This window comes from Corynebacterium sp. 401_CJEI (assembly GCF_001076435.1).
Taxonomy (GTDB): Bacteria; Actinomycetota; Actinomycetes; order Mycobacteriales; family Mycobacteriaceae; genus Corynebacterium; species Corynebacterium jeikeium_D.
The window spans coordinates 98,029-123,845 of sequence record NZ_JVIP01000015.1 but is presented as its reverse complement, the minus strand read 5'-3'; the positions used below and the strand labels follow the sequence as shown (position 1 = coordinate 123,845).

Here is a 25,817-nt window from a genome sequence, read left to right as displayed (position 1 = left end):
GGGTTAAGTAAAGAAAAGTGTGTCTTTTCCGGGCGTGTTGCGGTTATTTGATCCAGCCTTTTTGGATGCCGAGGTTGTGTTGGTAGCTGGTGTCGATGGCGGTGTCGTATTCTGCTGGTGCACCGATGTCATTGGTAGTGGCTGTGGTGTTGTGGGTGATCAGGTCTGTTGCTGTGGAAAGTGCGTCTTGACCCCATCGTTGGTCCCTGGCGATCTTGACCGGATCGTCAGGGACTTCTGTATGTAGATACAGCCACCAATCCATCACTGTGCGTTGATGCGGTAGTGATAGTCCGCGGTGTCTGCGGGCTAGTTCTTTTATGGGGGCGTTGATGCCACCTTCGAGGCTGTTTGTTGTTGCTGCAAGGTTGTCGGGGTCGATGGTTGTTGGTGGGGGTTGCAGGTAGGTAAACAGCAGGTCTCTGCGGTGCAGAGATAGCAATGATTGATAGGCCGCTCGGACGCGTTGGTGGGTGTAGACCTTGGTGTAGGCGCCGGTAACGGGGTCTTTGATGGTGGTTTTCTCGTTCATCCATTCCCGGTAGGTGTGGTCGAATTCGTGCAGGTGGGCGACCCATGTGGATGCTTGGTCAAGGTCGGTGATGCGAGTGAGTTTCAGGGCTAGGCGGTAGAGGGTTTTGCCGGCATCGGTGCGGGGGTTGCTGGTGGTGTGGCGGCAGACTGTTCGTTGGGCGTGGACGAGGCAGCGTTGGATGCGTGTTGTTGGCCAGCAGTGGTGGATGGCTGATTGGGCACCTTGTCCGCCGTCTGTGACTGCGATTAGTGGTGCGGCAATGGGGCGTAGGAGTTCGGTGTAGGCGGCGGTGGTTTCGTGTCTGGCCCAGGTCCAGTTGATGACGTGGGTTTTACTGGCTGCGATCAGGAGGCATCCGGACTTTAGATAGGTCGCGTCGAGGAAGATTTGGTCATGGATGCGGAATGAGTCGATGGTGGGTGTGGGGATGATCCACCAGCACCATCGGAATCGGTGGTGCATGGTTTGCCTGGTTACGCCATGGTGTGCGGCGAAGGTGGTTAGAGATTGGGTGCCGGTGGCCCATTGGATGAACAAAGCCATGGTGGCGGTGTTTTTGTTGTGGGTTTGGGTGTTGCGGGTAAAGGAGTGTCCGCAGTGGGTGCAGCGCCAACGGGTGGTTGATTTGCTGGTGGTGCCGTTTTTCTTTGTGTTGTTGCCGCATAGTGGGCAGCTGGGGCGGTTGGTGGTCATCCTTTAATCCAACCGGTGTGCGGTTAGCACAAATGTGGCCGGAGGTGCGGGATGGTGTGGGTAATAGCTTTCGGGGAGCTATTCTTTGGTGATTTGTGGTGTGTGGTCTGGGGTTATGGTGGCATGCGGACACACTTTTCTTTACTTAACCCCCACAACAACCAAACAACTCCGATTAGCACATCCGAGTAACACTCTTGCACAGCACAAACCCATTAGAAACTACTTCTGAAATTATGTAAGTGTTACTGCTATGGCTTCCTTTTTGTACAAAATCGGTAGATCCGCTTATCTTCACCGCTGGCGTTTCCTGATTGTATGGCTGCTACTCATCGCAGGCATGGGTACCGCGACGGCAACGCTGTACAGCGGCACGTCTGAGAACTTCACCTTTCCCGGCCTTGAGTCAGTTGAAACTCAAGAAGAGATTCAGCAGCGCTTTGCCACCGATGAAGATCAGCTGAGCGCACCCACGGGCACCGTGGTCATTCAAGCTCCAGAAGGCAAGACCCTCGAGGATCCAGCTGTTGCAGGCGAGGTCGATGAGCTCGTCGCCGCAATGCGGAGCACCGAAGGGCTGACGAAGACCGAAGAAATTGTCCCGCCCATGATGGCGGCTGAGGGGATGAAGCAGCAGGCCATCCCGGCAATGCAAGCTCAGGGATTCCCCGAGGAGCAGATCAATTCGAACTTGGAGGCCGTCTCCCCACTGAGTGCCGATAAGACCACCGGCACCATTTCCGTGACTTTCGATGCTACGACCAGCATGGATATCGAAAGTGGAGTCCGGGATGCGTTCACGGAAACCGTCGAAAAGCACAAGGGCGATTTAAACGTCGCCTGGTCCGGTAACGCGTTCCAAATGAGCGAGATTTCCGCCACTGCGGAAATTATCGGCATCATCGTGGCCGCAATCGTGCTCATTGTTGCCTTCGGAAGCTTCGTCGCCGCTGGACTGCCGCTGCTGTCGGCTGTCATCGGCCTGGGAATTGGCATGGCGGGAATCTTCGCTGCCACCGCTTTCACCGACACCATCTCCACCATGACACCGACGCTGGCGTCGATGATTGGCTTGGCTGTCGGCATCGACTACGCGCTGTTTATCGTGGCTCGCTTCCGCAACGAGCTGGTTGCACACGTCGATGGCTCGAACCTTGAGCCGAAGGAACTGGCTGCTGAACTAAAGAAGATCCCACGCGAGGAGCGTGCACATCTGGCGGGCCTGGCCGTCGGCAAGGCTGGTTCCGCAGTGGTATTCGCAGGCCTCACCGTGCTGATTGCTCTTGCGGCACTGTCGATCATCAACATCCCGTTCCTGACCGCAATGGCGCTGGCCGCAGCATTTACCGTCGCTATGGCGGTGCTCGTTGCCATCACGTTGCTGCCGGCTATTCTCGGCCTGTTCGGCACCAAGGTTTTCGCCGGTCGCGCGCCATTTGTGAAGGCACCGGACCCGGAGAACGACACCCCGACCATGGGCCTGAAGTGGGTCCGCATCGTGCGTAAGCGTCCGCTGGCGTTCGTCCTGGGCACGGCAGTTGTCCTAATCCTGCTGGCCATCCCGGCTACCAACCTCCGTTTGGCCATGCCTTCTGACGGCATGATGGCCAAGGGCACTCCTAACCGCACGGCCTACGAAATGACCGAAGACGCTTTCGGCCCCGGCCGCAACTCCCCGATGATTGCGCTGGTGGACTACAAGGATCTCGCCGCACCGGAAAAGCAGAACGCCATGATGTCTGCCCTGACGGAGCTGCAGAGCGTCGATGGTGTGGTAAATGCTCAGGTCATCGCCACCAATGGCAATCCGCAGGATCCGAGCGATCTCGGTGATGCCGCCCAGGTTCTAATCACCCCGGCGTACAGCGCGACCGATGACCGCGCTGCTGACCTGCTGCAGTCCATCCGCGATACAGAGGACAAGTACAACGAGGACACGGGCGCCCGCTACTCCATCACCGGTGTTTCGCCCATGTACGAGGACATCTCGCAGCGGCTTTCCGACGTGCTGTTGCCCTACATCGGCATCGTGCTGGTCCTGGCCTTCCTGCTGTTGATGCTCGTCTTCCGCTCCATCTGGGTACCACTGGTGGCAGCTCTCGGCTTCGCACTGTCTGTGGCCGCAACCTTTGGTGTCACGGTGGCTCTGTGGCAGGAGGGCGCCCTGGGCATCATCGATGACCCGCAGCCGCTGATTTCCTTCCTGCCGATCATGCTGATTGGTATCGTCTTCGGCCTGGCCATGGACTACCAGGTGTTCCTGGTTACCCGTATGCGTGAGGGCTGGGCGCACGGCAAGACAGCTGCTAATGCAACGTCCAACGGTTTCAAACACGGTGCTCGCGTGGTCACCGCTGCGGCACTGATTATGATTTCGGTGTTCGCCGCCTTCATCCTGATGGATGAACCGTTCATTAAGGTCATGGGCTTTGCCCTGGCAGCCGCAGTTCTCTTCGATGCCTTCATCGTCCGCATGACATTCATCCCGGCCATGATGTTCCTGCTCGGCGAGCGCGCCTGGAAGATTCCGCGCTGGTTGGACAAGATCCTCCCATCCGTGGATGTGGAGGGTGAGAACCTCAATAAGCAGTTCGGAAATGCTGAGGTGACCACTACAACTGAGGTAGCTACTGAAGCCAAGTAGCACCAGCTAGACAGCCATAAGCCCCGCCTCGACTCCAGTTTCGGAGGAGTCGGTGCGGGGCTTTTGCCTACGTGCGGGGCTTTTGCGCGGGCACGGTTTATACCAAAGACAACGGCAAAGCCTAAGTCGATGGCGCGGTATATCTCAGCCACCGCAACACTGCTTTGACACGACGGTTGTTATCTTCCGGTTGGAAGCCGAGCTTTAAAAACACATTCGCCACATGTTTACTCACAGCGCCTGCGGTTAGTACCAGGCGTTTTTCCATTTCCTTATTACTGAGCCCCTGCGCCATCAGGTCGAGCACTTCGCGCTCACGTGGAGTCAGCTCGGCGATGCCGTCCTGCTTTGCGGCCAGTAGCGTCGAAACCACTTCAGGATCGACCACGGTACCGCCGCCGCGGACCTCTTCCAGTACTGCGACGAAGTGCTCGACATCTGAGACACGTTCTTTCAGCAAGTACCCAAAGCCACCATGCTGCAGCAGGCAATCCAGGTAGCTGGCCGCCACGTATTGGCTGAGCACGACAACCGGCTGGTCGGGGTTGACCTGGCGAAGTGTGGAGACCGCGAGCAGTCCGTCGTCACGCATGTTCGGCGGCATCCGGACATCGGTGACGATGACATCGAACGCCTGCTCTTCGGCGGTGGCGAGCAGCTGATCTGCATCGCCGACGGCGACGACCTCGTGCCCCAGTGCCCGCAGCAGGCCGGTCAGCCCCTCGCGCAGGAGTACGGAGTCCTCTGCCAGCAGTACTTTCATCGCGTCCTTCCTTGGCGAATCGGCAGTTCCAGCAGCAATTGGGCTCCACCGTCGGCGTTGGTGAGTTCCACGGTTCCACCGAGCGCTGCCGCCCGTTCGCGCAGGCCCGCAATGCCGGTTCCACTGTCATGCTTTACGACGTCTACAGCGTCTGCACTCGTTGGTTTTTCCAGGCCTTCGCCATTGTCGCGCACAGTGACCGTAAGCGTACCCAGATGGGACACGAGCGCCTTCTTCGGAGTCTGAACCGCGAGAGTGATATCAGCTCGATCGGCATGGCCATGCTTGGTGGCGTTGGTCAGCCCCTCCGCTGCGCAGTGGTAAGCGAGCAGCGCTGTGGTTTCATCAATCGGGCCGAAGTCGGAGACACCGTCCTCACGAACAGAAACCTCCATGCCAGAGTGCGCTGCCAATTCCTCTACTGCTGCGACTAGGCCATTTTCGAAAAGCACTGGCGGGGCAACGCCAAGCACCACGGAGCGCAGCTGCGCAAGAGCCTGCGTTGCATTGCGGTCGGCGGCGGAGAGTGCCTCGGCTACTTCTTCTTCAGTCTTACCCATGCGAGCAGCAGCGATGTTGAGTTTCAAGGCGGTCAGGTGTTGCTGTGGACCGTCGTGAAGCTCGCGCTCAATGCGACGGCGCTCGCCTGAGAAAGAGTCGATGAGCACATCGCGGGACTGGCTGACTTCCTCACTGGATGGTGCGAGGATGACGCGAGAGAGCCAAATGGACAGCAGGCCAGCACCGAGGTTGATGGCGATGGTCAGCACCAAAAAGACGATGGAGAAAACCCAGGCAACCCCGATTTTCTGTGTGGGGTCAGTCAGAGTCCAGCTGAAAAACTGCACTTCATCAACCAGGAATGGTGCAGCGAAGAGCACTCCGACAGTGAACCCGCCGCCGACCCACGCTGTGAAGGTGACAAAGCCAATGGCCAACTGCACGAGCAGGTTGACGAAGTTGCGGATGTCGAACCAGCGATTGGTCACGCGGTTGGCGATTGGAGTGCCGGACCACGATGCTGCCCACCGGGAGAGCCAATCGGCACCGCGGCCAATGAGCGGAATCCAGGGCAGAAGAAAAGCGGAGACAATCAATCCCGGAATGAACAGCAGTCCGAGAATAAAACTCCAGGCCAGCGCGATTAAATTCTTTTTCTTTGTCATAGTTTCAAAGCTAAGTTGGCCCGTGTCCAAATACAGTGGAGCTAACTCCCCTAAATTCAGTCGAGCTGAATACGTCCCGGCTTCTTTTCGCCGATACCACGGTCGGCCAGTTCGTCATCAATGTACGTTGGCCGACCGACAATCAACCCAAGCACTGCTAGCACCACCGTGGTGCCAAGCAGCACGACCAGAATCGGTGTCCATGTTTCCGCGGTTCCGGCGGCTACGCCTACCAGGAGGGGCCCGACTGCGGAGAAAACGTAGCCGATTGGCTGCACGAAGCCGGACAGTCGCGCGGTCAGCTCGTGACTGCGCGTGCGGCCCGGAATCAGCGCGATAGCCATGGGGAAACAAAACCCGCCCACACCCAGCAGGAAGGCAGCGCCAATCGCATACCCCACACCAGTTTCCGCCGCTCCCCGCTGGTCGATCAGAATCATCAACGCATACCCGAGGAAGAAAAGGCAGCCGAGAACAAAGGCAACGTAGGACATGGTGCGGAGCCGTGCAATCAGCGGCGGCATCAGCAGTCCGCCGATGATGCCCAACCCTTGAACAATCATGGACGCTGCAGTGGCTATGTTTACGCTGATACCTGCGTCGATAAGCATTTTCGGCATCCAGCCCATGAGCACGTAGGCGTTCATCGACTGCACGCCGAAGAAAACTGCCAGTGCAATGGCTGTCGGTGACTTCCAGATTGGTGTGCTTGCCGAGGCACTGACCGGCGCCTTCGGGTAGTCGAATCCGATGCGTGCACGCAGCGGCAACCACACGACGAGCTGCACCAGGGCGGTGATTGCCCATGCGGCAAGCGCCCAGCGCCACATTTCGATACCACCTGCAGATGTCTCGGGAGAATCGCTAATCAAAAATGCCGTCGCTGGCCCCAGTCCACCGCCGAGGGCGAGCATGCTGGAGTACAGCATCATCAGCACGACCGTATGGCGACCACCGTGCACCTTAATCCACGCAGGTAGCAGCACATTTCCCAGCGCAATGCCCGCAACCGATAACGCAGTAAACAACAGCAATAGCCAGATGCTGCTCACCCACGGGCGCACCGCAAGGCCGACAAATAGCAACGTCGCAGACAGTGTAAGCGCGCCGCTTAAGCCCATCCGCTTGCCGACGGACACCGCGGACAACCCAATCGCGAAAAACGCGAGCCCCGGAATGGCCGTAATCAGACCACCAAAGGCGGAGGATGCGCCGAGGTCGGAGAGGAGCTGATCGAGCACCGGACCGATCGACGCGATACTCGGTCGCAAGTTCAGCGCCGCAACGATTACGGCTATGACAAGGACGGGGACGCCGAGTGCAATGGCGTTCTTCGAGGACCCAGGAACTTTTGATTGAGGTTGCCCTGGATTTTGTTCTGCTGCCATAACAGTGGACGTTACCGCTTTCTGTTAATGACTCTCTATCTGATTCAAGCCGCTCGTTCGGAGTAGCTTTAAAGATTGACGTACTCGATGTCGCTGTTGTCCTATCCTGGACTACAGCGACATCTCTTTTTCTGTATCTATTGACAGTCTTTCGGCTATCTCTGACGTAAGGATTGAACTGAAAATGGTTGAACCGATTTCTGATTCCATGCTCATTGCCTATGACGGCTCCGACGAAGCCAAGCGGGCGCTGGCCTACGCCGGAAAACTGCTGCGCGTTAAGAAGGCCTACATTCTGACTGCCTGGGAGCCTCTACAGCGTGCTGCTGCTCGCACTGCTGGCGCCTCCGGCATGATGCAGCCCGACTGGGATGCCACTACTGAAGACGGCGATCCGGCACACGACGAGGCTGTTCGTATTTGCCGTGAGGGTGTGCAGATTGCCGCTGAGGCCGGCTTCGTCGCCGAGCCTTACTTGGTAGAGACCGAAACTACTATCTGGTCGGCCATCGTCGATGCAGCTCACGACCTCGATGCGGGCGTGATTATCTCCGGCACTCGCGGTGTGACTGGTTTGCGTGGTCTGTTTACCGCCTCGACCTCTGACGCGTTGCTGAAGAATGCTGGCCGCCCGGTCCTTGTCGTTCCGGGGGAAAAGGAATAATTTCTAGAAAATTTTTAAAAACTTACTTAGCTGATAGAAAATGGGTTAATCTCTCAACTAAGAAAACTCAATGACCGCTGAAACCACCCAAAATTCAAGGCAGGGAGAGATTCCCAGCTGTTCCACTGGTTTACAGATGTCACAGAGTGTAGTTTTATAAACAGTATTGACTTAATGCACACGAGGAGTCCTCAACATGGCATACGAAACTGATTCCGAGCAGCGTCGTAGCGTTGGCCCTGCCCTGGCCTCGGCGCTCATTGGCGCCCTTCTCGGTGGTGCCGCTATCTTCGGCATCGGCCAGGCTCTGACCGAAGACCGAATTCCGGAAGCACAGGCTGTTTCCACCGATGACGCTCTGCTTGGCGGTGTCGAGTACGGTCAGCGTTAAGCCCTTAACGCTAACCCTCCTTTAACGCTATGCCCACCTTTGTTCGAGCGCGTAAGCGCGTGCTTGTACCTTGGTGGGTTTTGCTGTGCCTGCTGGCATTCATCCAGTCCCCCGGCAAGACTGTCGCTGACACAAAGCACGACCTGACAGAAGACCCCATCGGGTTTTTGTCCGCCTCGCTCAACATGTGGTCAGACACCATGCCACTGGGACAGCTCCAAAACCAGGCATATGGCTATCTCTTTCCACAGGGCGCATTCTTCGCGCTGTTCAGCTTGCTGCCCGATGTCCTAGCGCCCGGCTGGATCATCCAGGCGCTGTGGTGGAGTCTTACTCTCTGCTTGGCTTTTACTGGCGCATATCGCGTGGCCGAAGCTATAGGCGTCGGCACGCATACCTCTCGCGTACTGGCGGCGTTGTTGTACTCGTTGTCGCCGCGGGTGATTACGACGTTGGGCGCGATTTCGTCCGAGACCTGGCCCGTAGCGCTGGCACCGTGGATTCTGCTTCCGCTCCTGCGGGTCGCGGCCCGGCGCGAGGAACTGCCCTGGCGCGCGACTGCCCGCGCCGTATTGCTGTCCGGTCTAGCGGTACTGTGCACTGGCGCGGTCAATGCGGTCAGTACAGCGGCGGCTTGCATCCCCGCAGGTCTAATGCTGCTCTTCTTCGCTTTTACGGGGCCTCGCCGCGGGCGTGCGTGGGCGATGCTCGGCGGTTGGCTGGCTGCGTGTGCAGCGGTCAGCATGTGGTGGATTGTGCCACTACTGCTGCTGGGCAAGTACTCACCACCGTTTACGGACTACATTGAGTCCTCCGGCGTGACCACTCGTTGGTTGAGTCTCGGCGAGACGCTCCGCGGCTCCACCTCGTGGACCCCGTTTGTCTCTTTCGAGCGAGTGGGCGGAAATGCGCTGGTCGCGGAGCCCATTCTCATTTACGCCACTCTGGCCGTAGCGGCGATTGGTCTGCTTGGCTTGGTCATGCGCTCACTGCCGCTGCGTCGGATGTGGCTGATGATGCTGCTCATCGGGCTTGTCATCGTGGCGGCCTGGACGGAGCCATTCGGGCTGGTGTGGGAATCGGCTCGAGAGGTGCTCGATTCCACGCTCGCAGCAGTACGCAACCTGCACAAATTCGACACAATTGTGCGCCTGCCACTTGTTATCGGCTTCGCTCATGCGACAGCCCAGCTGCCATGGCCGTGGCGAGAGCCGGCGAACGAGCACAAGAACGAGACGGCGAGCGATTCAGCAGCCACTGGCTGGCAGCAGTGGCTGCACCCTGAGAAGCACCCGCGCGCTATCGCATCGATGCTGGTTCTGGTGGTTATCGCCAGTGCCACCGCACCTACGTGGAGCGCACGCCTCGCTCCGGCAGGCGGTTTTTCCGAGGTTCCGGGTTACTGGCACGAAGCTGCCGACTGGCTGAATGAGCAGGGCGAGGACACCCGCACGCTGGTGGTGCCATCATCGCCGTTTGCTGATCAGACATGGGGCAATACTCGCGACGAACCGCTCCAGCCGCTTGCCGACGTGCCTTGGGCCGTCCGCGATACCGTGCCACTAGTGCCCCCAGAGGCGATTCGCGGCCTCGACGGTCTGCGCGATTCGCTGACTCGGGGCCGCGAGGTACCGGCACTGGATGCCACCCTGCGCAACAATGGCATCGGCTATGTGCTGGTCCGCCACGACTTGAGAGTTACCTCGAGGGGCGATTCGCTGCGCGCCATCACCTCCACGCTGCAGGACTCCCCGACCATGGAAAAGGTGGCGGAGTTCACGGACGAGGACGGCCATACCGCTATCCAGATTTGGGGCGCGGGCCCGAAGGATCTGCGCAATCACGCCCTTTCGCCGCGGTTGGTGGACACTACACAGGTGCCGCTGGTCGCCGGTGGTCCTGAAGTGCTCCCGCGGCTTGATGAGGTCGATTCCGATGCCCCGGTGCGCATCCTGTCCGGTAAGAACGCCGGCACTGTCACCGACACTCCCGCACGCCGCGGCCGCAACTATGGTGAAGTCGTCGGAGCGGAGTCGGCAATCCTGGCCGAAGACGAGGACTCATATGTCCGCAACCTCGTTCCGGACTACCCCGTCGCGGGACTGCCGCTAACACAGACAGCAACGGGTCGCGCCACAATTGAGGTTTCATCGTCGGCCTCTGAGCCATACAACGTCGGTGGTGCATCGGCTGACCACTCGGTCAACGCAATGCTCGACGGCGACACCTCTACCTGGTGGGAACCCCTGGCAGGCAAGAGTCAGGCTGAGTGGGTCAAGCTGTCGTGGAAGGAACCGACCGATAACGCAGTGCTCAGCCTGACCGGTGCTCGCGTTCCGGCGCAACTGCGCATCCAGACCGATACAGCTTCCAGCTCCGTACAGTTGGTCCCGGGTGAGACGACCCGCATTCCGCTGCCCGGCGGCAAGACCACATCTGTGCTCATCACAGCAAAGATTGCTCCTGTGGGGTTTGCTATCTCCGAGCTAGGACTGGTGATTCCAAAGCGGGACACTGGCTTCGACGCATTCGAATCCAGCAACCCCGATTCCGATGAAGAAGCGGAACTTTCCGCCGAGGATATAGCGGAGGACCTCACGCCGGTTCGTGTCCCGGTGGTACCGAATTCCTCGTCGCTGGCTCAGCGTTGGGTCTTTGGCCAGGAGATTCACGAGGGCACGCTGGTGCGCCTGTTCACCGTTCCGAAGCCGGTAAAGGTGAAGGTCGATGCTGATACCTGCCGCAGCAGCATCGGAGACCCGTGGGCCAGCCTCCAGCGCGGTGACGGTTCTGATCACCGCGGGCTGACCTGTGGTGAAGAGATTGAGCTCTCGCCGGGGCCATGGCGCATCGATGCCAAGTCCGATTGGGTATCGCTCACCTCGACTGACTACTTCGCACCGTCAGCTGAGCAGCAGAAAGCCACGCCAATCGACCTGAACAATCCTATTGACGCTGCCGACCACGATCGCATCGTGTGGTTGCCAATCTCTGTCAATGCTGGCCACGAGCTTCGTGTCGGAGGTGCCCCCATGAAGCCGGTAACGGTCTCTGGTTGGCAGCAGGGTTGGACGATTCCGGCTGGAATTGGTGGTGCAGTCGAGCTGACCTATCCACCGCAGCAGACCTGGCGTACTGGAATCCTCGCAGGCGGCGCACTCGCAGCTGTGTACGCACTGGTCGCTGTGGGGCTGGCTTTCGCTTGGCGACGATTCGCTCTCACCACCCCGATTCCCGCATCTTCGCTGGGCAATGACTTGCCGCGGGCGGCTATTGGCATTGCGGCTGCCGCGACAGTGACCCTGGTATCCAGCTGGCCTGGCGTGGTCGTTGCCCTCGTGGTGGTTGCCGCTACCCTTGGTGCGGTTTTCTGGGCACGGAAGCGTGGGGACGTCGTCAAACCATGGCTGAACGTGCGAAATGCACTAATTGTGGCGCTTGCTGCGATGATGTCGATTGCGGGCTTGGTGCTGGCGGCGAACCCATGGCCAAAGGATGACTACGCCGGTGCCGGCTGGCCGCTTCAGTTACTGCTGACGGCGGCGCTGACGATCGTGGCGTGCTGCTCGATGCTTTCCGGTGGCGGTGCTGATGACGACACCGACAACACCGCTGATTAAAAGCCGTTAGCGGTTGACCCAGACGCGTGCGAAGAAGCGGCGGGCAGGTTCCTCGACGAGCGCGTAGGAGGCGGCGGCCACCGGAATCGACAGTGCGACCGTGACAATGGTGACACTGAGCAGATGTCCGGTGAACAGCTTCACGCCAAGCAGCGGGAATGCAATGGAGAGCATCGCCACGTGCCAGAGGAAGATACCGTACGACCAGCGCCCTAGCGCCTGCATGATGGGGTGTTCGAGGAAGCGAGACTCCGGCGCTATCGTCCAGGGGCCGATGATGGCGGCACCGAAGACCAGACCGCACAGCAGGCGGCGGGTGAATTCCCAGTTGGTGAGCTCGACTAGCCCTTCGGGCCCCAGGTAGGAAGCCAGAACCAGCGCACCAACGGCGATTGCCAGCCACAGCGAACGGCGGCGTGCCCAGCGCTGCATGGTCTCCACCTTCGCGCGGGCGGCATCGGTATCGACGCCCTGGAGCGATTCCAGCTCGGCAAGAATCATGCCAGCTGCGAACCAGGAAAAGTAGGCAATCGGCTGAATATGTGGGTTAACGCCTTCTGGGTACGGCAGTGGCAGGTAGGGCCAGCCGAAGCTCAAGATCGCGAGCAGGGAAATCGCCACTATGCGCCACCCCTGCTGGCGATGCGGGTCCAACCGGCTAAGCCCAATGGCAAACAGCGGCAGCGAGATGTAGAACGCGACCTCCACCGACAACGACCACAGGTGCGTCAACCCACCGTGCAGCGAGCCGGAGAAATACACCTGTGTCAGCGTCAGATTTGTTAGCCAAATCTTGAGATCCGCGCCGCGCCCCACCGGCAGTGCGATGAGCACAATAAGCACTAGCACCCAGTACGCGGGCATAATGCGCGCGACGCGCTTCTTGTAGTACTTCGCCCAGCTCTTCTTCCGTCCGCCGTCGGCATCGGACAATGCTTTACGACGGGGAATTCCGCCGTAACCCGAGCGGTGAGAACGCCACAACAGGAATCCGGACAGCACGAAGAATACGGCCACGAAGAAGTCGAAGCGGCCGAGGATGCGCTCCCACAGGGCTCCCACATCATGCCCGGTCTGGAATGCGACGTGCGTGCCGATGATGCCCATCGAAGCCACAGCTCGCAGGCCCTCCAGCGAAGGCAGGAAGCCTGGGCGGAATGTGGTGGCAGAGCTCGATGCAGTGTTGGATCCCGAGCTGGATGCAGTGTTCGGCGTAGAGTTCGGCACAGAGCTCGACACTGTGTCTTGCCCAGCGTTTGGCGCTGCCGCATATGCCTTGGACGTCATAGTACTTTCTTACACGGATACCGGAATGAGTAAAATCACTTGTATTTTATTATGAAATAAGTCCTGTTCAGGCCGGTTTTTCCAAAACTCTTTTGTTTTCCCGACAAGTTATTTTTAAAAAACACACCACATAACTCCTAACTTCCTGCTAGGTTTTGCAGCAGAAAGTTACGTACAGTTAAAGGACTATCCGCTGATGAAGAGAACTCTCGGACATGCACTGATTATCATCGGTGCTGCATTGATTGTCATTGCCGTCCTTCTGCCAACCTTCCTGGTGCCTCGCCTCCGGGTCATCCCACTTGACACTGTGAGCGATACCATCACGGAGGTGCGCGACGGCACTCTGTTGGACTCCAGCCAGCTGGGCAAGAATGAGCCAACGCCAAACCGCAAGAATGACCCGCGCTGCAAGGCAGAGACGGACGAAGAGAAGCGCGATCTCCCGGTCCACTGCTTCATCAACGACAAGACTCCGATGCAGTCGAAGCGCCACGTTGAGATTGAGGAGCCGGCTGACGACAAGATTGCAACCCTCCAGGTCGGTACCACTCTGCTGCGCGATGACCGCGAAGAGCCGAAGAACCTCATCAATGCGACCCTCGACCGCATCACTGTTGACCGCAGCACTGCGTACCCGGTAGATGACCCGATCTCCAGCGTTGCTATTAACGCACCGCAGGGTGGTTCGGACACCAAGCCGCCGACGTTCACCCGTCCGGGCATCCAGTACCAGTTCCCGTTTGGCGCTGAGAAGAAGTCCTACCCGTACTACGACGTCCAGGCGATGCGTAACTTCGAGATTGACTTCGTCGGTGAGGAAACTCAGGATGGCGTCAAGGTCTACAAGTACTCCATGACCATTCCGCCGCAGAACCTCTACGAGTCCCTGACCGAGCACTTCACTCGCGACGGCCGCAAGCTCACCGAGGCTGACAAGTCCTCGCTGGCTTCCATGCGCCTGAGCTTCCCGGCTCACAAGTGGGGCCTGGAGGGTGACGACGACGTCGAGCTGGATCGTTACTACACCAACGTCCGTACTGTCCGCGTCGAGCCGACCTCTGGCGTGATCGTCAACGGTACTGAAGAGATGTTCATGTTCTACGCCAAGGACGACAAGGAAGCGGAAGAAATTGCTTCCAAGGCTGGCCGCGAAAAGGAGGCCAAGGAGCAGAACCGTACCGCGATGAAGTACACCGCTCAGTGGGACGAAGGCTCCAAGGGCCGCCAGATGGACCGCGCTAAGGAAGCCCGTAAGTCGCTGACTATCGGTGGCACTGTCGCACCGTGGATCCTCGGTATCCTCGGCCTGGTTCTCATCGTGATTGGCTTCCGTGTTCGCAGTAAGTCTGCCTAAGACGCCAAACTACGGTGCCTCAAGGCTCTCGCTTACCCTAAGTTTCACTGAGGAAAGCGAAAAATAATTTAATATAGGGCACGTGACACAACGTTTCCGCACTACTCTGACCCAGTCGGCTCGCTCTCATTCGGAGCGAGTCGCCTGGGTTTTTGTATTGTCGTGGATTCTCTTGCTGACTGCTGCCGTGTGCTGGCCTCTCTTTGTGCCCCACAAGGCCCAGGCTGATGGTCGCTTTGGGGCACCGATGTTTCTGCTGCGCGACATGGTCATCCCCAATCACCCACCGCTTACCGACGCGGCCCTGGGACTCGGCCCCGCTGCGGCACGAGCTGTTCCGCAGGACACCGCACTGTGGGCACTGGGCTACTTTGTGGATGCCAGCCATTGGGTGCGCTTCGGCATGGTGGGCGCCTGTTTGATTGGTGGTCTTGCAGCTGCTGAGCTCGCCCGCAGGTTCACTCGCCACGGCTCGGGCACCAGTAGCGCATCCGGTGCGGGCCTTGTACCCATGACTCCGAGCTTGGCCAGCCAGCTGATTGCACCGACGATGCTGCTCTGGAACCCGTTTGTGGTCGAGCGTTTGCTCCAGGGACAGTGGTCACTGGTCATCGCCGTATTGCTGCTTCCGGCAGTTGTTCTGGCAACACAGATGGGTAGCGCCTTGTGGCGCACCAGCGCAATTGCCGCTGCGGGTCTCACGCCGACTGGCGCCCTTTTGGCTGGTATCACCGGTATTGTTGCCGCTCGCAATAACCGCGACCGCGCTTGGATTGCGGCCACAACAGTAGCGGTCAGTTCACCGTGGCTGGTGGCATCTTTGCTGAACCCCAGTGCAGCTGGGTCCTCCGATGTAGCTGGCGCTGCCGCATTTGCGGCCAGAGCAGAGGCACACGTCGGCACGCTCGGCAGCCTGTTGGGATTGGGTGGCATCTGGAATAAGCAGGCTGTGCCACTGACGCGCGAGGTTGGTTTTTCGGCGATTATGGTGCTGGCACTCCTGGTGCTTATGGGTCTGGGATTCCGTCGTGCCTGGCATTCGCAAGAGCGCTGGCGGGGGCTGATTATCACTGGCGCCACGGCCATCATGCTCGTCGCTCTCGCCGCAACAACGCCGGGCATTTTGATGATGGGTTGGGCGCTGGAGCACATCCCGGGCGCGGGCCTGCTTCGTGATACGCAAAAGTGGATCGCGCTCGCCGTCCCCGCCTATGTCATCCTCGCCGCCAGCGGTGCGGAGTACCTGGCACGCCGCGCTCGCAGCGCCACCGCCACTATCGGCCAGTGGTTGGCTACTGGCGTCAGCGCGCTCATCATCATTGCCGCTGTCCCCACGCTACCCGCCGATGTCGCTCCACTCCGCCCCATTCCGTCATGGGAGGGCTGGTCGGCGGTTTCCGGTGTCGTCGCGCTTGACGACGATCGCGTTGCGGTTCTACCTGCCGGTTCTTACCGCATCATTAATGGGCGCCCTGTCCTCGACCCGGCTACGAAGATTTTGCCCGCTCCGGTGGTGAGCTCCGGCGAATTGATCGTGTCTGGGCAGTCGGTGTCTGGCGAGGGAGCCACAACCGTTGAGCGTACGCTGCTCGGCGGTGCAAAGAGACAGGAGGAGCTTGCGTCTGCGCTCCAGAGCCTTCGGGACCAGGGCGTTGGCTGGGTCCTAGTGGAGAATTCGCCCGGCAACTTCGGCGATTCAGCTGACATTGTGGCAGCGTTAGACCCCGTCTATGAAACACCTGACCTGCAGCTATACCATGTCCCCGGCGTTATCGAGCCGGCCACACAACCAAGCCAGGGGGCCTATGCAGCTGCGTGGACAGCCTTTGGAATCTGGACTCTTTGCCTACTCGCTGGGCTGCTGGCGGGGCTACTGACTGGAGTAATGGAAGCGCTACTGCCCCGCCGCAGGTAGCAACTTATCCAGTGTTGGGTTTTCCAAGACATTCAGAACTGCCTCACCGGTCTTGTCCCAGCCAAATTCCGCGGCACGGGCGACGCAGGCCTTGGACATTGCGCGATGCAGTTCGCCGTTATCGAGAATCTGTCGCGTCTTGGCAATCAGGTCAGCTTCATCGCTGGCCAGCAGGCCAGTTTCACCGTCGTTGACCGAATCGCGCAAGCCCGCCGAGGAACGGTAACCGACCGTCGGCACGCCGTGCTGCGCCGATTCGATGACGGCGAGCCCCCAGCCCTCCTTGCGCGAAGGCATCAGGTGCAGACACGCCTTGGAGAGAATGCGGTGTTTATCCGCCTCGGTGACCTGCCCGTGGAATACCACATGATCCGAAACGCCCTTGTCACGGGCATATTCCACGAGGTTGTCGTGCCACCACCCCGAGCCAATAACATCGAGAATCGCACCTGGACGATCTTGTACAAGATCTGCAAGCACATCGATGGCGTGCTCAATCTGCTTATGCGGAACCAATCGCGACAGCGTCACCAAATGCGGTGCTGGACCGTCGCACTCGGATAGGTCCGCCATGATTTCGGTCGACTGCAACTCCTCCGGAATCGGGTCCACACCATTGCGGATTACCGCGATGCGCCCCGGCGACACTCCAAGTTCTACCAGTTCAGCGGCACTTGGCTCGGAAACTGTGATGTAGCGGCAGCGGCGGTGAATCATCGGCGACAGACGCGACTCGATGAACCACCCAAGCTTGCTAATAATCGGCCCTGCCACTGGCCACTGTTCGCGGTGGCAGTGATGTGTTAGCAGCACCGTCGGTGCGCCGGAGAAAATCCGCGCGAAAAAGGGGACACCGTTTTGGGTGTCGACCACGACATCCGGCTTGCCGCCGAGTGCCTTGGCAATTGGCCCCACACCAAGTCGCGCACCCAGCATCGCGGTCCAGGAGCGCACGTAGACGGAGAAGTTTCCACCAGCGCGGGAGAAAGTCACGCCATCACGACGCGAAAGGGCTGGTGCGTCTGGGTAACTGGCCGTGCGGAACACCACGGTGTGGCCTTGGTCGGCAAGGTAACCTGCGACGCGCTCCAAATAGCGCTCACTACCTCCACCTTCGGGATGACCAGTGTCGCGCCAACACAACAGTAAGATTTTCATAACAATATGAGCCTAACGCTCGGCGCGGCTTTCGTTGCCGCTTTAGCTCAAATCCATACTCCCAAACCCAACCAGTCCATTAGATTGTTTGACGTGACCAGCTTTCGCTTTCCCGCTTTTATCGTCCCGCCCGCTCTGAAAGAGCTGCGCAGCTTTGCTACGCTGTCGCGCTCATTCGGGCTGCTCAACGACTTCAAATACGAGCAAACCGATCCCGATATCTTCTACGGGCACCTGGCCGAGGACACCATCGGCCTGTTGGAAGGCATCGCAGCTGGGGCGGATGGTGCGGCGGGGTCGACGGACACAGGGGGCACGTCGTCAAGCGTTACGACGAATACCGCACTGCGTGGCAAGCGCATCCTTGATGTCGGCGGCGGCCCTGGGTACTTTGGCCGAGCATTTGCCCAGCGTGGCGTGGAATATTACACCTGCGAACCCGATGTGGGCGAGATGGCGGCGGCGGGTATCAAGCTGGAGTCGTCGGTACGCGGATCGGGGCTGGAACTGCCGTTTCGCGATGACGCGTTTGACCTGACGTACTCGTCGAATGTCGCCGAGCACGTGCCCGAGCCATGGACGATGGGCGAGGAAATGCTGCGTGTAACCAAGCCGGGCGGACTGGTCGTTTACTCGTACACCATTTGGTACGGCCCGTTCGGCGGCCACGAGATGAGGATGACGCATTACCTGGGTGGCGACCGCGCGCGGCGCATGTATGAGAAGAAGCACGGCAAGCGACCGAAGAACTATTTTGGCGAGTCCCTGTTCAAGGTCGGTTGCGGTGAAGGATTGAAGTGGGCGCGCGCTGCCGCGGAGGCCGGCGACTGCGAGCTGCTGGCCGCTTTCCCGCGCTACCACCCGTGGTGGGCCTGGTGGATGGTGCACGTGCCGGTGCTGCGCGAGTTCGCGGTGTCGAACCTGGTGTTGGTGCTGCGGAAGCGGTAGGGGGTCAGTTTCTCCCGGAGCGTGCTCCCCTGACTTCGTATCGTCTGCCACTAGACTGGAAACTCAAGCATTTTTACTGATTGAGCGGGGATTTTCACTATGAGTGACGCAGACCGGGCACAGCTGCACAGGACTATTTGGAACATCGCCAACGACTTGCGTGGCAGCGTGGATGGTTGGGATTTTAAGTCTTATGTGCTCGGCATGATGTTCTACCGCTTTATCTCGGAGAAGCTCACCGAGTACATCGATGACGGCGAACGTGCCGCTGGAAATGAGGACGCGGACTACGCTTCCCTTTCTGACGAGGATGCCGAGTGGGGCCGGGCCAGCATTGTCGAGGAAAAGGGCTACTTCATTGTGCCCTCTGAGTTGTTTACCAACGTCTGCAAGCAGGCGGCTGACGAGCACTACCGCGAGAACCTCAATGAACGACTGCAGCAGGTATTCAAAAATATCGAAGCATCTGCAAAAGGCACCGCTAGCGAAAGCGATCTTCAAGGGCTTTTCGACGACATCAACCTAGACAGCAACAAGCTTGGCAACTCGGTCATCGAACGCAATAACAAGATTTACGATCTGATGAGGCACATCGGCAATATGCCTCTCACCGTTAAAGCCGATGACAACTCCATCGACCTATTCGGTGATGCCTACGAGTACTTGATGGGTATGTACGCCTCTCAGGCAGGCAAGTCCGGAGGCGAGTACTACACGCCGCAGGAAGTCTCTGAGCTGCTGACCCGGATTACCGTGGTGGGAAAGAAGAGCGTGAACAGGGTGTACGACCCAGCTGTCGGCTCTGGTTCGCTGCTGTTGAAATTCAAGAAGGTGCTTGGCGAAGGCGGTGTCCGCGAGGGCTACTACGGCCAGGAAATCAACCTGACCACGTATAACTTGGCACGCATCAACATGTTCCTGCACGATGTGAACTTCGATAATTTCGACATTGCGCTGGGCAATACCCTCACCGAACCTGCACACTGGGATAACCAGCCGTTTGAGGCAATCGTGTCCAACCCGCCCTACTCCATCAAGTGGGAGGGCGACAACAATCCTCTGCTGATTAACGATCCACGCTACGCACCGGCGGGCGTCCTGGCCCCGAAATCGAAGGCCGATTTGGCTTTTACGATGCATATTCTCTCGTGGCTTGCGACGAACGGCACTGCCGCAATTGTTGAGTTCCCCGGTGTGCTTTACCGTGGCGGCGCGGAGAAGAAAATCCGCAAGTACCTGGTGGATAACAACTATGTGGATACGGTTATCCAGTTGCCGCCGGATCTTTTCTTCGGCACTACCATCGCGACCTGCATCATCGTGTTGAAGAAGTCGAAAAAGGACAATTCGGTTCTCTTCATCGATGCCTCCGCAGAGTTTGAGCGAAGTGGCAACAAGAACCGACTAAATGAGAAGAATCAGAAGAAGATTCTGGATTCCTTCACTGCCCGCGAGGATGTGGAGTATTTCACCAAGCTGGTGCCCGCTGAGGAGATTGCAGAAAACGACTACAACATCGCGGTTTCCTCCTATGTCGAGCCGGAGGACACCCGCGAGGTCATTGACATCGTGGAGCTGAATAAGCAGATTGTTGGCATCGTGGAGCGCCAGCGTCAGCTGCGCGAGGCCATCGATGAGATTGTGGCAGATCTTGAGGGAACCCGCACCGATGTCTGACACGAACGGCGACATGAGCATGGCGTCTGCGGGCGAGCTGGTGATGTTCCGCACGGACGACGGCGCTACTCGCATTGAGGTACGGCTTGTCGACGAAACCGTGTGGCTCACTCAGGCCCAGATGGTGGAGCTGTTTCAATCGTCAAAGGCGAACGTCTCCGAACATATTAGGAATGTGTTTGCGGAAGGTGAGCTTCCCAGGTCAGAGGCAACTGTTCGGAAATTCCGAACAGTTCAACTCGAAGGTTCAAGGGAAGTTTCGCGCGAGCGGGAGCACTACAACCTCGACGTGATTATCTCCGTGGGCTACCGAGTGAGGTCCTTGCGGGGTACTCAGTTCCGACAGTGGGCACTAGGGGTTTTGCGCGAATACCTGATTAAGGGCTTCGCCATGGACGATGAGCGGCTGAAAGAGGGCGGAGGCGGAACGTACTGGCGTGAATTGCTGGAGCGTATTCGTGACATTCGCTCTAGCGAGAAGGTCATTCATCGTCAGGTTCTAGACTTGTATGCCACCAGCGTGGATTACGACCCGCGGGCCGCTGTGAGTAAGAAGTTCTTTGCGACAGTCCAGAATAAGCTTCATTTTGGTGCTCACGGCCACACGGCAGCCGAGGTGGTTTACGAGCGTTCGGATGCCACAAAGCCAAACATGGGGTTGACGAATTGGAAGGGCGAGCGCATCACCAAGGCCGAGGTGGAGATTGCCAAAAACTACCTTGCCGAGGACGAACTAAAACGCCTGAATACCTTGGTTTCTGCCTACTTCGATGCGGCAGAATTCCGTGCGCAGATGCACCAGCCAACGTATATGGCGGACTGGATGGATCACCTCACCACAATGATTGCGGCCATGGGTGGCAAGTCTTTGGAGGGAGAAGGAACGGTTTCCCACCGCCAAGCTGTACAGAAGGCCCATGAGGAATACGAGAAGTACAAAACTGTGATGGATACCCAACCCAGTGGCGTGGAACGGGATTATCTCAAGGAAATCACTGCAGTTCAGAAACAGATTCAGCAACCACCGAAGGAGCAGAAGTGAACCAGATCGAAAAGCTCATCGAGGAACTCTGCCCGGATGGTGTAACGCATCTGCCGCTCGAAGACTTTCTGACAATTAGAAATGGTAAAGACCATAAGCACCTGGAGGATGGGGAGATTCCTGTCTACGGCAGCGGAGGAATCATGCGCCATGTAAATCAGGCAGCTGCTTCGGGCCCTTCAGTTCTCATTCCGCGAAAGGGTTCCCTGGGCAATCTTTTCTACGTTGAGGGACCTTTTTGGGTAGTAGACACTATTTTCAGAACAGAGATTAATGAAGATATAGCGTTGCCTAAATTTGTGTTTTACGAACTTCAAACTCTCGGCCTGGGCGAAATGAATCAAGCTGGTGGAGTGCCAAGTCAAACTCAAAGCAAGCTAAAAAAACTTAGGATTCCTATTCCACCTCTACCTATACAACAAGAAATCGTAAAAATTCTCGATACCTTCCAATCGCTGGAAGCGGAGCTGGAAGCGGAGCTGGAAGCGAGGAAAAAGCAGTATGAGTTTTATCGTAATCAACTGCTGACGTTTACCGAGAGAGAGAGAGAGAGAGTCCAGCGGACAACGCTAGGGGACATATTCGGAATGAAGGCCGGCAAAGCGATACGACGAGACGAAATCAGTCCAGTGCGTACTGCTTCTCACCCATTTCCCGCCTTTGGCGGAAATGGAGTTCGCGGCTATGTTCGGGAGGCATCGCATCCAGAAAGGGCTGTGCTGATAGGCAGACAAGGGGCTCTTTGCGGAAATGTAAATTGGGCTCCTGAAGATTTCTACGCAACAGAACATGCGATTGTTATGAACGCCCATGATTCAGTCAACATTCGCTGGGCCTACCACATGCTCAAATTTCTTGACTTAAACCAATACGCAACAAAATCCGCCCAGCCAGGTTTATCTGTGCAGCGGCTGAAATCAGTTCCAATCCCCATCCCTCCTCTCGAAGAGCAGGAGCGCATCGTGAATATTCTCGACAAGTTCGATGCACTCGTGAACAACCTCACCTCCGGCCTGCCAGCCGAGATTGAAGCTCGCCGGCAGCAGTACGAGTACTACCGGAATCAACTACTGACTTTTAAGGAATTGGCAGCATGAACCAGGACGGCGTCGGCAAGCGACGAGTAACCAAGTACGACCCGATTGCTGTCGGTGAGCAAAGCACCGTCGTAGCGGAGTACAAGGCCGAGGAGCGCATCTCGGAGGACTACCAAACCGAGGCGCAACTGGAGCAGGAACTCATCGACATCCTCCAGTCGCAGGCCTACGACTACCTGCCCATCCACAGCGAAGCAGACCTCGTTGCCAACCTGCGCCGTCAACTCGAAACTCTCAACCACGTCACATTTAGCGACGCGGAATGGGAACGGTTCTATCGCACCTGCGTCACCAGCGCCAACGACGGAATCAAAGAGAAGACCCGTCGCATCCACGAAGACCACATTCAGGTTCTTACGCGTGACGACGGCACGAGCAAAAACATCCGACTGCTGGATAAAGCAAATGTCCATAACAACCGGCTGCAGGTCATTAACCAGTACGAGGTTGGAAAGGGCGAAGGCGGTGCGAAACACTCCAATCGTTACGACGTCACCATCCTGGTCAATGGCCTTCCCATGGTGCACATCGAACTCAAGCGCCGTGGCGTAGATTTGCGTGAAGCCTTTAACCAGATTAGGCGCTACCAGCGCGACTCTTTCTGGTCCGGTGACGGTTTGTTCGATTATGTGCAGCTGTTTGTCATCAGTAACGGCACGCTGACCAAGTACTACTCCAACACCACCCGTGAACTACACATCAAAGAAACGGGAGGAAAAGGCCGCCCGGCGCGCGGTGCTAAGAGCTTTGAATTCACATCGTGGTGGGCTGACGCAAACAACAAACCCATCCGGGATCTTGTTGGCTTCACTAAGACATTTCTGTCCAAGCACTCGCTTCTCAATATTCTGACTAAGTTCTGCGTCTTCACTGCTGCGGAAGAACTACTGGTGATGCGCCCATACCAGATCGTCGCCGCTGAGAAGATTCTGCAACGAGTTGAGATTTCCAATAACTATCGTGAACGCCTTGGCACCACGGAGGCTGGCGGCTACATCTGGCACACAACCGGTTCGGGGAAAACCCTCACCTCATTCAAAGCCGCACAGCTGGCTAGCAAACTTTCGCATGTAGATAAGGTTCTCTTCGTCGTCGACCGTAAAGACCTCGACTACCAAACCATGCGTGAGTACGACCGCTTCCAAAAGGGCGCTGCGAACTCCAACACCTCGACCGCCGTGCTGAAGAAGCAGCTGGAAGACGACGACGCATCCATCATCATCACCACAATTCAGAAGCTGTCGAACTTCATCGCAGGCAACAAACACCACGATGTCTACGGCAAGCACGTGGTCATCATCTTCGACGAATGCCACCGCTCCCAATTCGGTGACATGCACACTGCCATCACGAAGGCGTTCAAGAAATACAACCTCTTCGGTTTCACCGGAACGCCCATCTTCGCCGACAACTCCACCAGCGGAACCAAAGCCAACCTCAAAACCACCGAGCAGGCTTTCGGCAAACGACTCCACTCCTACACCATCGTTGACGCCATCAACGATAAGAATGTCCTGCCCTTCCGGATTGACTACGTCAACACCATCTCGGTTGGAAGCGTTAAGGACAAGGAAGTCGCAGGCATCGACACCGAAGGCGCACTCCTGGCGGAGCCACGCCTGAAAAACGTCGTCGACTACACGCTCGAACACTTCGCTCAGAAAACAAAGCGGGAAACCTTCTACGAACACCGCGTTGTCGAGAACGTATCCGCCTCAGCAAAGGCCCGGCACCGCGGTCGGATTAAGGAAATAAAGAAAGAACAACGAGTTCGTGGCTTCAACGCTATCTTCGCCACCGCTTCTGTTGAGGCTGCCTACACTTACTACAACCTCTTCAAAAAAGCGCAAGTATCACTGCCAGAAGCAGAGCGCCTGAAGATTGCCATGATTTACTCATTCGCACCAAATGAGGCCGAAAAGGATGAGTCACCGACGATTCCGTCGTCAAGCGAAAAGAAAAGCGATGCGGCAGCTACTGCCGTGGCCGACGAGGCAGGCCTGCTCCGTGAAGAAGGCATGGAGCCCGAGCAGCTACCCAAGGTTGCGCGCGATTACCTGGAAGCGGCGATTGCCGACTACAACGGGTATTTCAAGACCAACTACGACACCTCCGCCGAGAAATTCCAGAACTACTACAAAGACCTCTCCCTGCGAATGAAGAACAGGGAAGTCGATATGACCATCGTGGTCAACATGTTCCTCACCGGATTCGACGCCACTACCTTGAACACGCTGTTCGTGGACAAGAACCTGAAATACCACGGGTTGATTCAGGCATTCTCGCGTACCAACCGAATCCTCAATTCCGTCAAGACGTACGGCAACATTGTCTGCTTCCGAGACCTCGAAGACGCCACAAATCAGGCGCTGCGGCTCTTCGGCGATACCAAGGCGCAAAGCGTGGTACTGCTTAAGCCCTACGCTGAGTACTTTGCCGAATATGCCAAGCTAGTGAAGCGACTGCTCCAGGAATACCCGCTGGATAAGGTCATTGTTGGCGAGAAGGCGAAGAAGGAGTTCATCAAGCTCTTCGGCGCGATTCTGCGTGTCCAAAACATCCTGACTTCCTTCGACCAATTCGCTGATGACGCGCTGTTGACGCCGCGCCAGGAGCAGGATTACCGCAGTATCTACCTCGACCTTTTTGCGGAATTCCGTACTGAAAGCGACGGGGACCGGGAGTCCATCAATGACGATGTCGTCTTCGAGATGGAGCTAATCAAGCAGGTCGAGATCAATGTCGACTACATTCTCATGCTCGTCGAGCAATACCGTGAAACCCACGGCAGCGACGAGAGAGAAGAAATTCGTGCCCAGATTTCTCGTGCTGCAAACTCCAGCCCATCGCTGCGGAACAAGCGCGACCTGATTGAAGAGTTCGTCAGCACCGTGAGCCTGACACAGCCCGTTGATGAGCAGTGGGAGGAGTTCATCAGGACCAAACGCACGGAAGAACTCAATGCGATCATCACGGAAGAAAGACTGCGGATGCCCACTGCGCAATCTTTCATTGAAGAGGCGCTGACCACCGGCATTGTCAGCACGCTTGGCACCGGAATTGTTCGAGTTCTTCCACCAATGTCGCGGTTTACCCCAGGTAATGAGCGTGAAAAGGTCAAGACGCGGGTGCTGCAGCGCATCCAGGCCTTTGTCGAACGCTATCAGAACTTGGGGTTCGCCGAGGATGATGGAGAGGCGGCATGATGGTTGCGGGCGGACGTTTGCGGGGGCTGGAGGGGCTGACGGAGTGGCAGCTGGGCGGGCGTAACGGTTAGGCCTTCACATAGCAGACCGTTACCGCCTCACTTCCGCGACTCCACGCCCCAAACTACTTATGTAATTACCCCCGGTTTCTCCCATAACCCCAGGTGAGAGACTACGGCAAGTTAACTTTCTCCCCAGTACCCCTCAAATCACCCCCGGCAATCCGGCATTCGTTATAGAGTGACGCACGACACTTTACGACGAAT

The 25,817-nt window shown here is 57.7% G+C and carries 17 protein-coding genes; 11 read left to right on the top strand and 6 right to left on the bottom strand.

What is annotated here, in order from left to right:
* Nucleotides 1–43: 43 nt before the first annotated feature.
* A complete protein-coding gene (locus ADM64_RS03830) occupies nt 44–1,228 on the bottom strand; it encodes an IS256-like element IS3503 family transposase (protein ID WP_049193114.1) in 1,185 nt (394 codons plus the stop codon).
* Between the two features lie 253 nt (nt 1,229–1,481).
* Here ADM64_RS03830 and ADM64_RS03825 point away from each other — a divergent pair, with 253 nt between their 5' ends.
* Nucleotides 1,482–3,872, top strand: a complete 2,391-nt coding sequence (locus ADM64_RS03825) for an MMPL family transporter (RefSeq protein ID WP_049193193.1) — start codon at nt 1,482–1,484, stop codon at nt 3,870–3,872.
* A gap of 121 nt (nt 3,873–3,993) precedes the next feature.
* Here the strand turns inward: ADM64_RS03825 and ADM64_RS03820 are convergent, their stop codons facing one another.
* Genes ADM64_RS03820 through ADM64_RS03810 form a run of 3 tightly spaced genes read right to left on the bottom strand, consistent with a single transcriptional unit; the run spans nt 3,994 to nt 7,189 of the window.
* Nucleotides 3,994–4,635 (bottom strand): response regulator transcription factor, encoded by a 642-nt coding sequence (locus tag ADM64_RS03820; RefSeq protein ID WP_049171755.1) that lies wholly within the window; start codon nt 4,633–4,635, stop codon nt 3,994–3,996.
* Entirely contained in the window at nt 4,632–5,801 is a 1,170-nt protein-coding gene (locus ADM64_RS03815; RefSeq protein ID WP_049193192.1) for a sensor histidine kinase, read from the bottom strand. The genes ADM64_RS03820 and ADM64_RS03815 overlap by 4 nt, the downstream gene beginning before the upstream one ends.
* Before the next feature lie 56 nt (nt 5,802–5,857).
* A complete protein-coding gene (locus tag ADM64_RS03810) occupies nt 5,858–7,189 on the bottom strand; it encodes an MFS transporter (RefSeq protein WP_049193191.1) in 1,332 nt (443 codons plus the stop codon).
* A 184-nt stretch (nt 7,190–7,373) separates the two neighbouring features.
* Between ADM64_RS03810 and ADM64_RS03805 the strand changes: the two genes are divergently transcribed.
* The 3 genes from ADM64_RS03805 to ADM64_RS03795 all read left to right on the top strand — a co-directional run bounded on the left by ADM64_RS03805 (nt 7,374) and on the right by ADM64_RS03795 (nt 11,864).
* Nucleotides 7,374–7,853: a universal stress protein gene (locus tag ADM64_RS03805; protein ID WP_005510532.1), complete on the top strand. Its 480-nt coding sequence runs from the start codon at nt 7,374–7,376 to the stop codon at nt 7,851–7,853.
* Nucleotides 7,854–8,049: 196 nt separating this feature from the next.
* Entirely contained in the window at nt 8,050–8,244 is a 195-nt protein-coding gene (locus ADM64_RS03800) for a DUF2613 domain-containing protein (protein ID WP_005510537.1), read from the top strand.
* A 29-nt stretch (nt 8,245–8,273) separates the two neighbouring features.
* Nucleotides 8,274–11,864 carry an alpha-(1->3)-arabinofuranosyltransferase domain-containing protein gene (locus ADM64_RS03795; protein ID WP_049193189.1) on the top strand — a complete coding sequence of 1,197 codons (3,591 nt, stop codon included), beginning with the start codon at nt 8,274–8,276 and terminating at the stop codon, nt 11,862–11,864.
* A gap of 6 nt (nt 11,865–11,870) precedes the next feature.
* On the opposite strand, the gene ADM64_RS03790 is transcribed toward ADM64_RS03795, so the two are convergent.
* Nucleotides 11,871–13,151: an acyltransferase family protein gene (locus tag ADM64_RS03790; RefSeq protein WP_049193188.1), complete on the bottom strand. Its 1,281-nt coding sequence runs from the start codon at nt 13,149–13,151 to the stop codon at nt 11,871–11,873.
* A 196-nt stretch (nt 13,152–13,347) separates the two neighbouring features.
* On the opposite strand from ADM64_RS03790, the gene ADM64_RS03785 reads away from it, so the two are divergent.
* Complete coding sequence (locus ADM64_RS03785) at nt 13,348–14,508, top strand: DUF3068 domain-containing protein (RefSeq protein WP_048734381.1); 1,161 nt, start codon at nt 13,348–13,350, stop codon at nt 14,506–14,508.
* Between the two features lie 82 nt (nt 14,509–14,590).
* Entirely contained in the window at nt 14,591–16,423 is a 1,833-nt protein-coding gene (locus ADM64_RS03780) for a membrane protein (protein WP_049193187.1), read from the top strand.
* Here the strand turns inward: ADM64_RS03780 and ADM64_RS03775 are convergent.
* Entirely contained in the window at nt 16,403–17,581 is a 1,179-nt protein-coding gene (locus ADM64_RS03775) for a glycosyltransferase family 4 protein (protein ID WP_049193185.1), read from the bottom strand. The two genes, ADM64_RS03780 and ADM64_RS03775, sit on opposite strands and share 21 nt — an antisense overlap.
* Before the next feature lie 93 nt (nt 17,582–17,674).
* On the opposite strand from ADM64_RS03775, the gene ADM64_RS03770 reads away from it, so the two are divergent.
* From ADM64_RS03770 to ADM64_RS03750, 5 genes are all read left to right on the top strand, one after another.
* Nucleotides 17,675–18,529 carry a class I SAM-dependent methyltransferase gene (locus ADM64_RS03770; protein ID WP_141758926.1) on the top strand — a complete coding sequence of 285 codons (855 nt, stop codon included), beginning with the start codon at nt 17,675–17,677 and terminating at the stop codon, nt 18,527–18,529.
* Between the two features lie 99 nt (nt 18,530–18,628).
* On the top strand, nt 18,629–20,206 hold the full coding sequence (locus tag ADM64_RS03765; protein WP_049191026.1) for a type I restriction-modification system subunit M: 1,578 nt from the start codon (nt 18,629–18,631) through the stop codon (nt 20,204–20,206).
* Nucleotides 20,199–21,248, top strand: a complete 1,050-nt coding sequence (locus tag ADM64_RS03760) for a virulence RhuM family protein (RefSeq protein ID WP_049193183.1) — start codon at nt 20,199–20,201, stop codon at nt 21,246–21,248. The genes ADM64_RS03765 and ADM64_RS03760 overlap by 8 nt, the downstream gene beginning before the upstream one ends.
* Nucleotides 21,245–22,345, top strand: a complete 1,101-nt coding sequence (locus ADM64_RS03755) for a restriction endonuclease subunit S (protein ID WP_049193181.1) — start codon at nt 21,245–21,247, stop codon at nt 22,343–22,345. The genes ADM64_RS03760 and ADM64_RS03755 overlap by 4 nt, the downstream gene beginning before the upstream one ends.
* Entirely contained in the window at nt 22,342–25,551 is a 3,210-nt protein-coding gene (locus tag ADM64_RS03750; protein ID WP_049193179.1) for a type I restriction endonuclease subunit R, read from the top strand. Before ADM64_RS03755 ends, ADM64_RS03750 begins: the two co-directional genes overlap by 4 nt.
* Nucleotides 25,552–25,817: the final 266 nt, after the last annotated feature.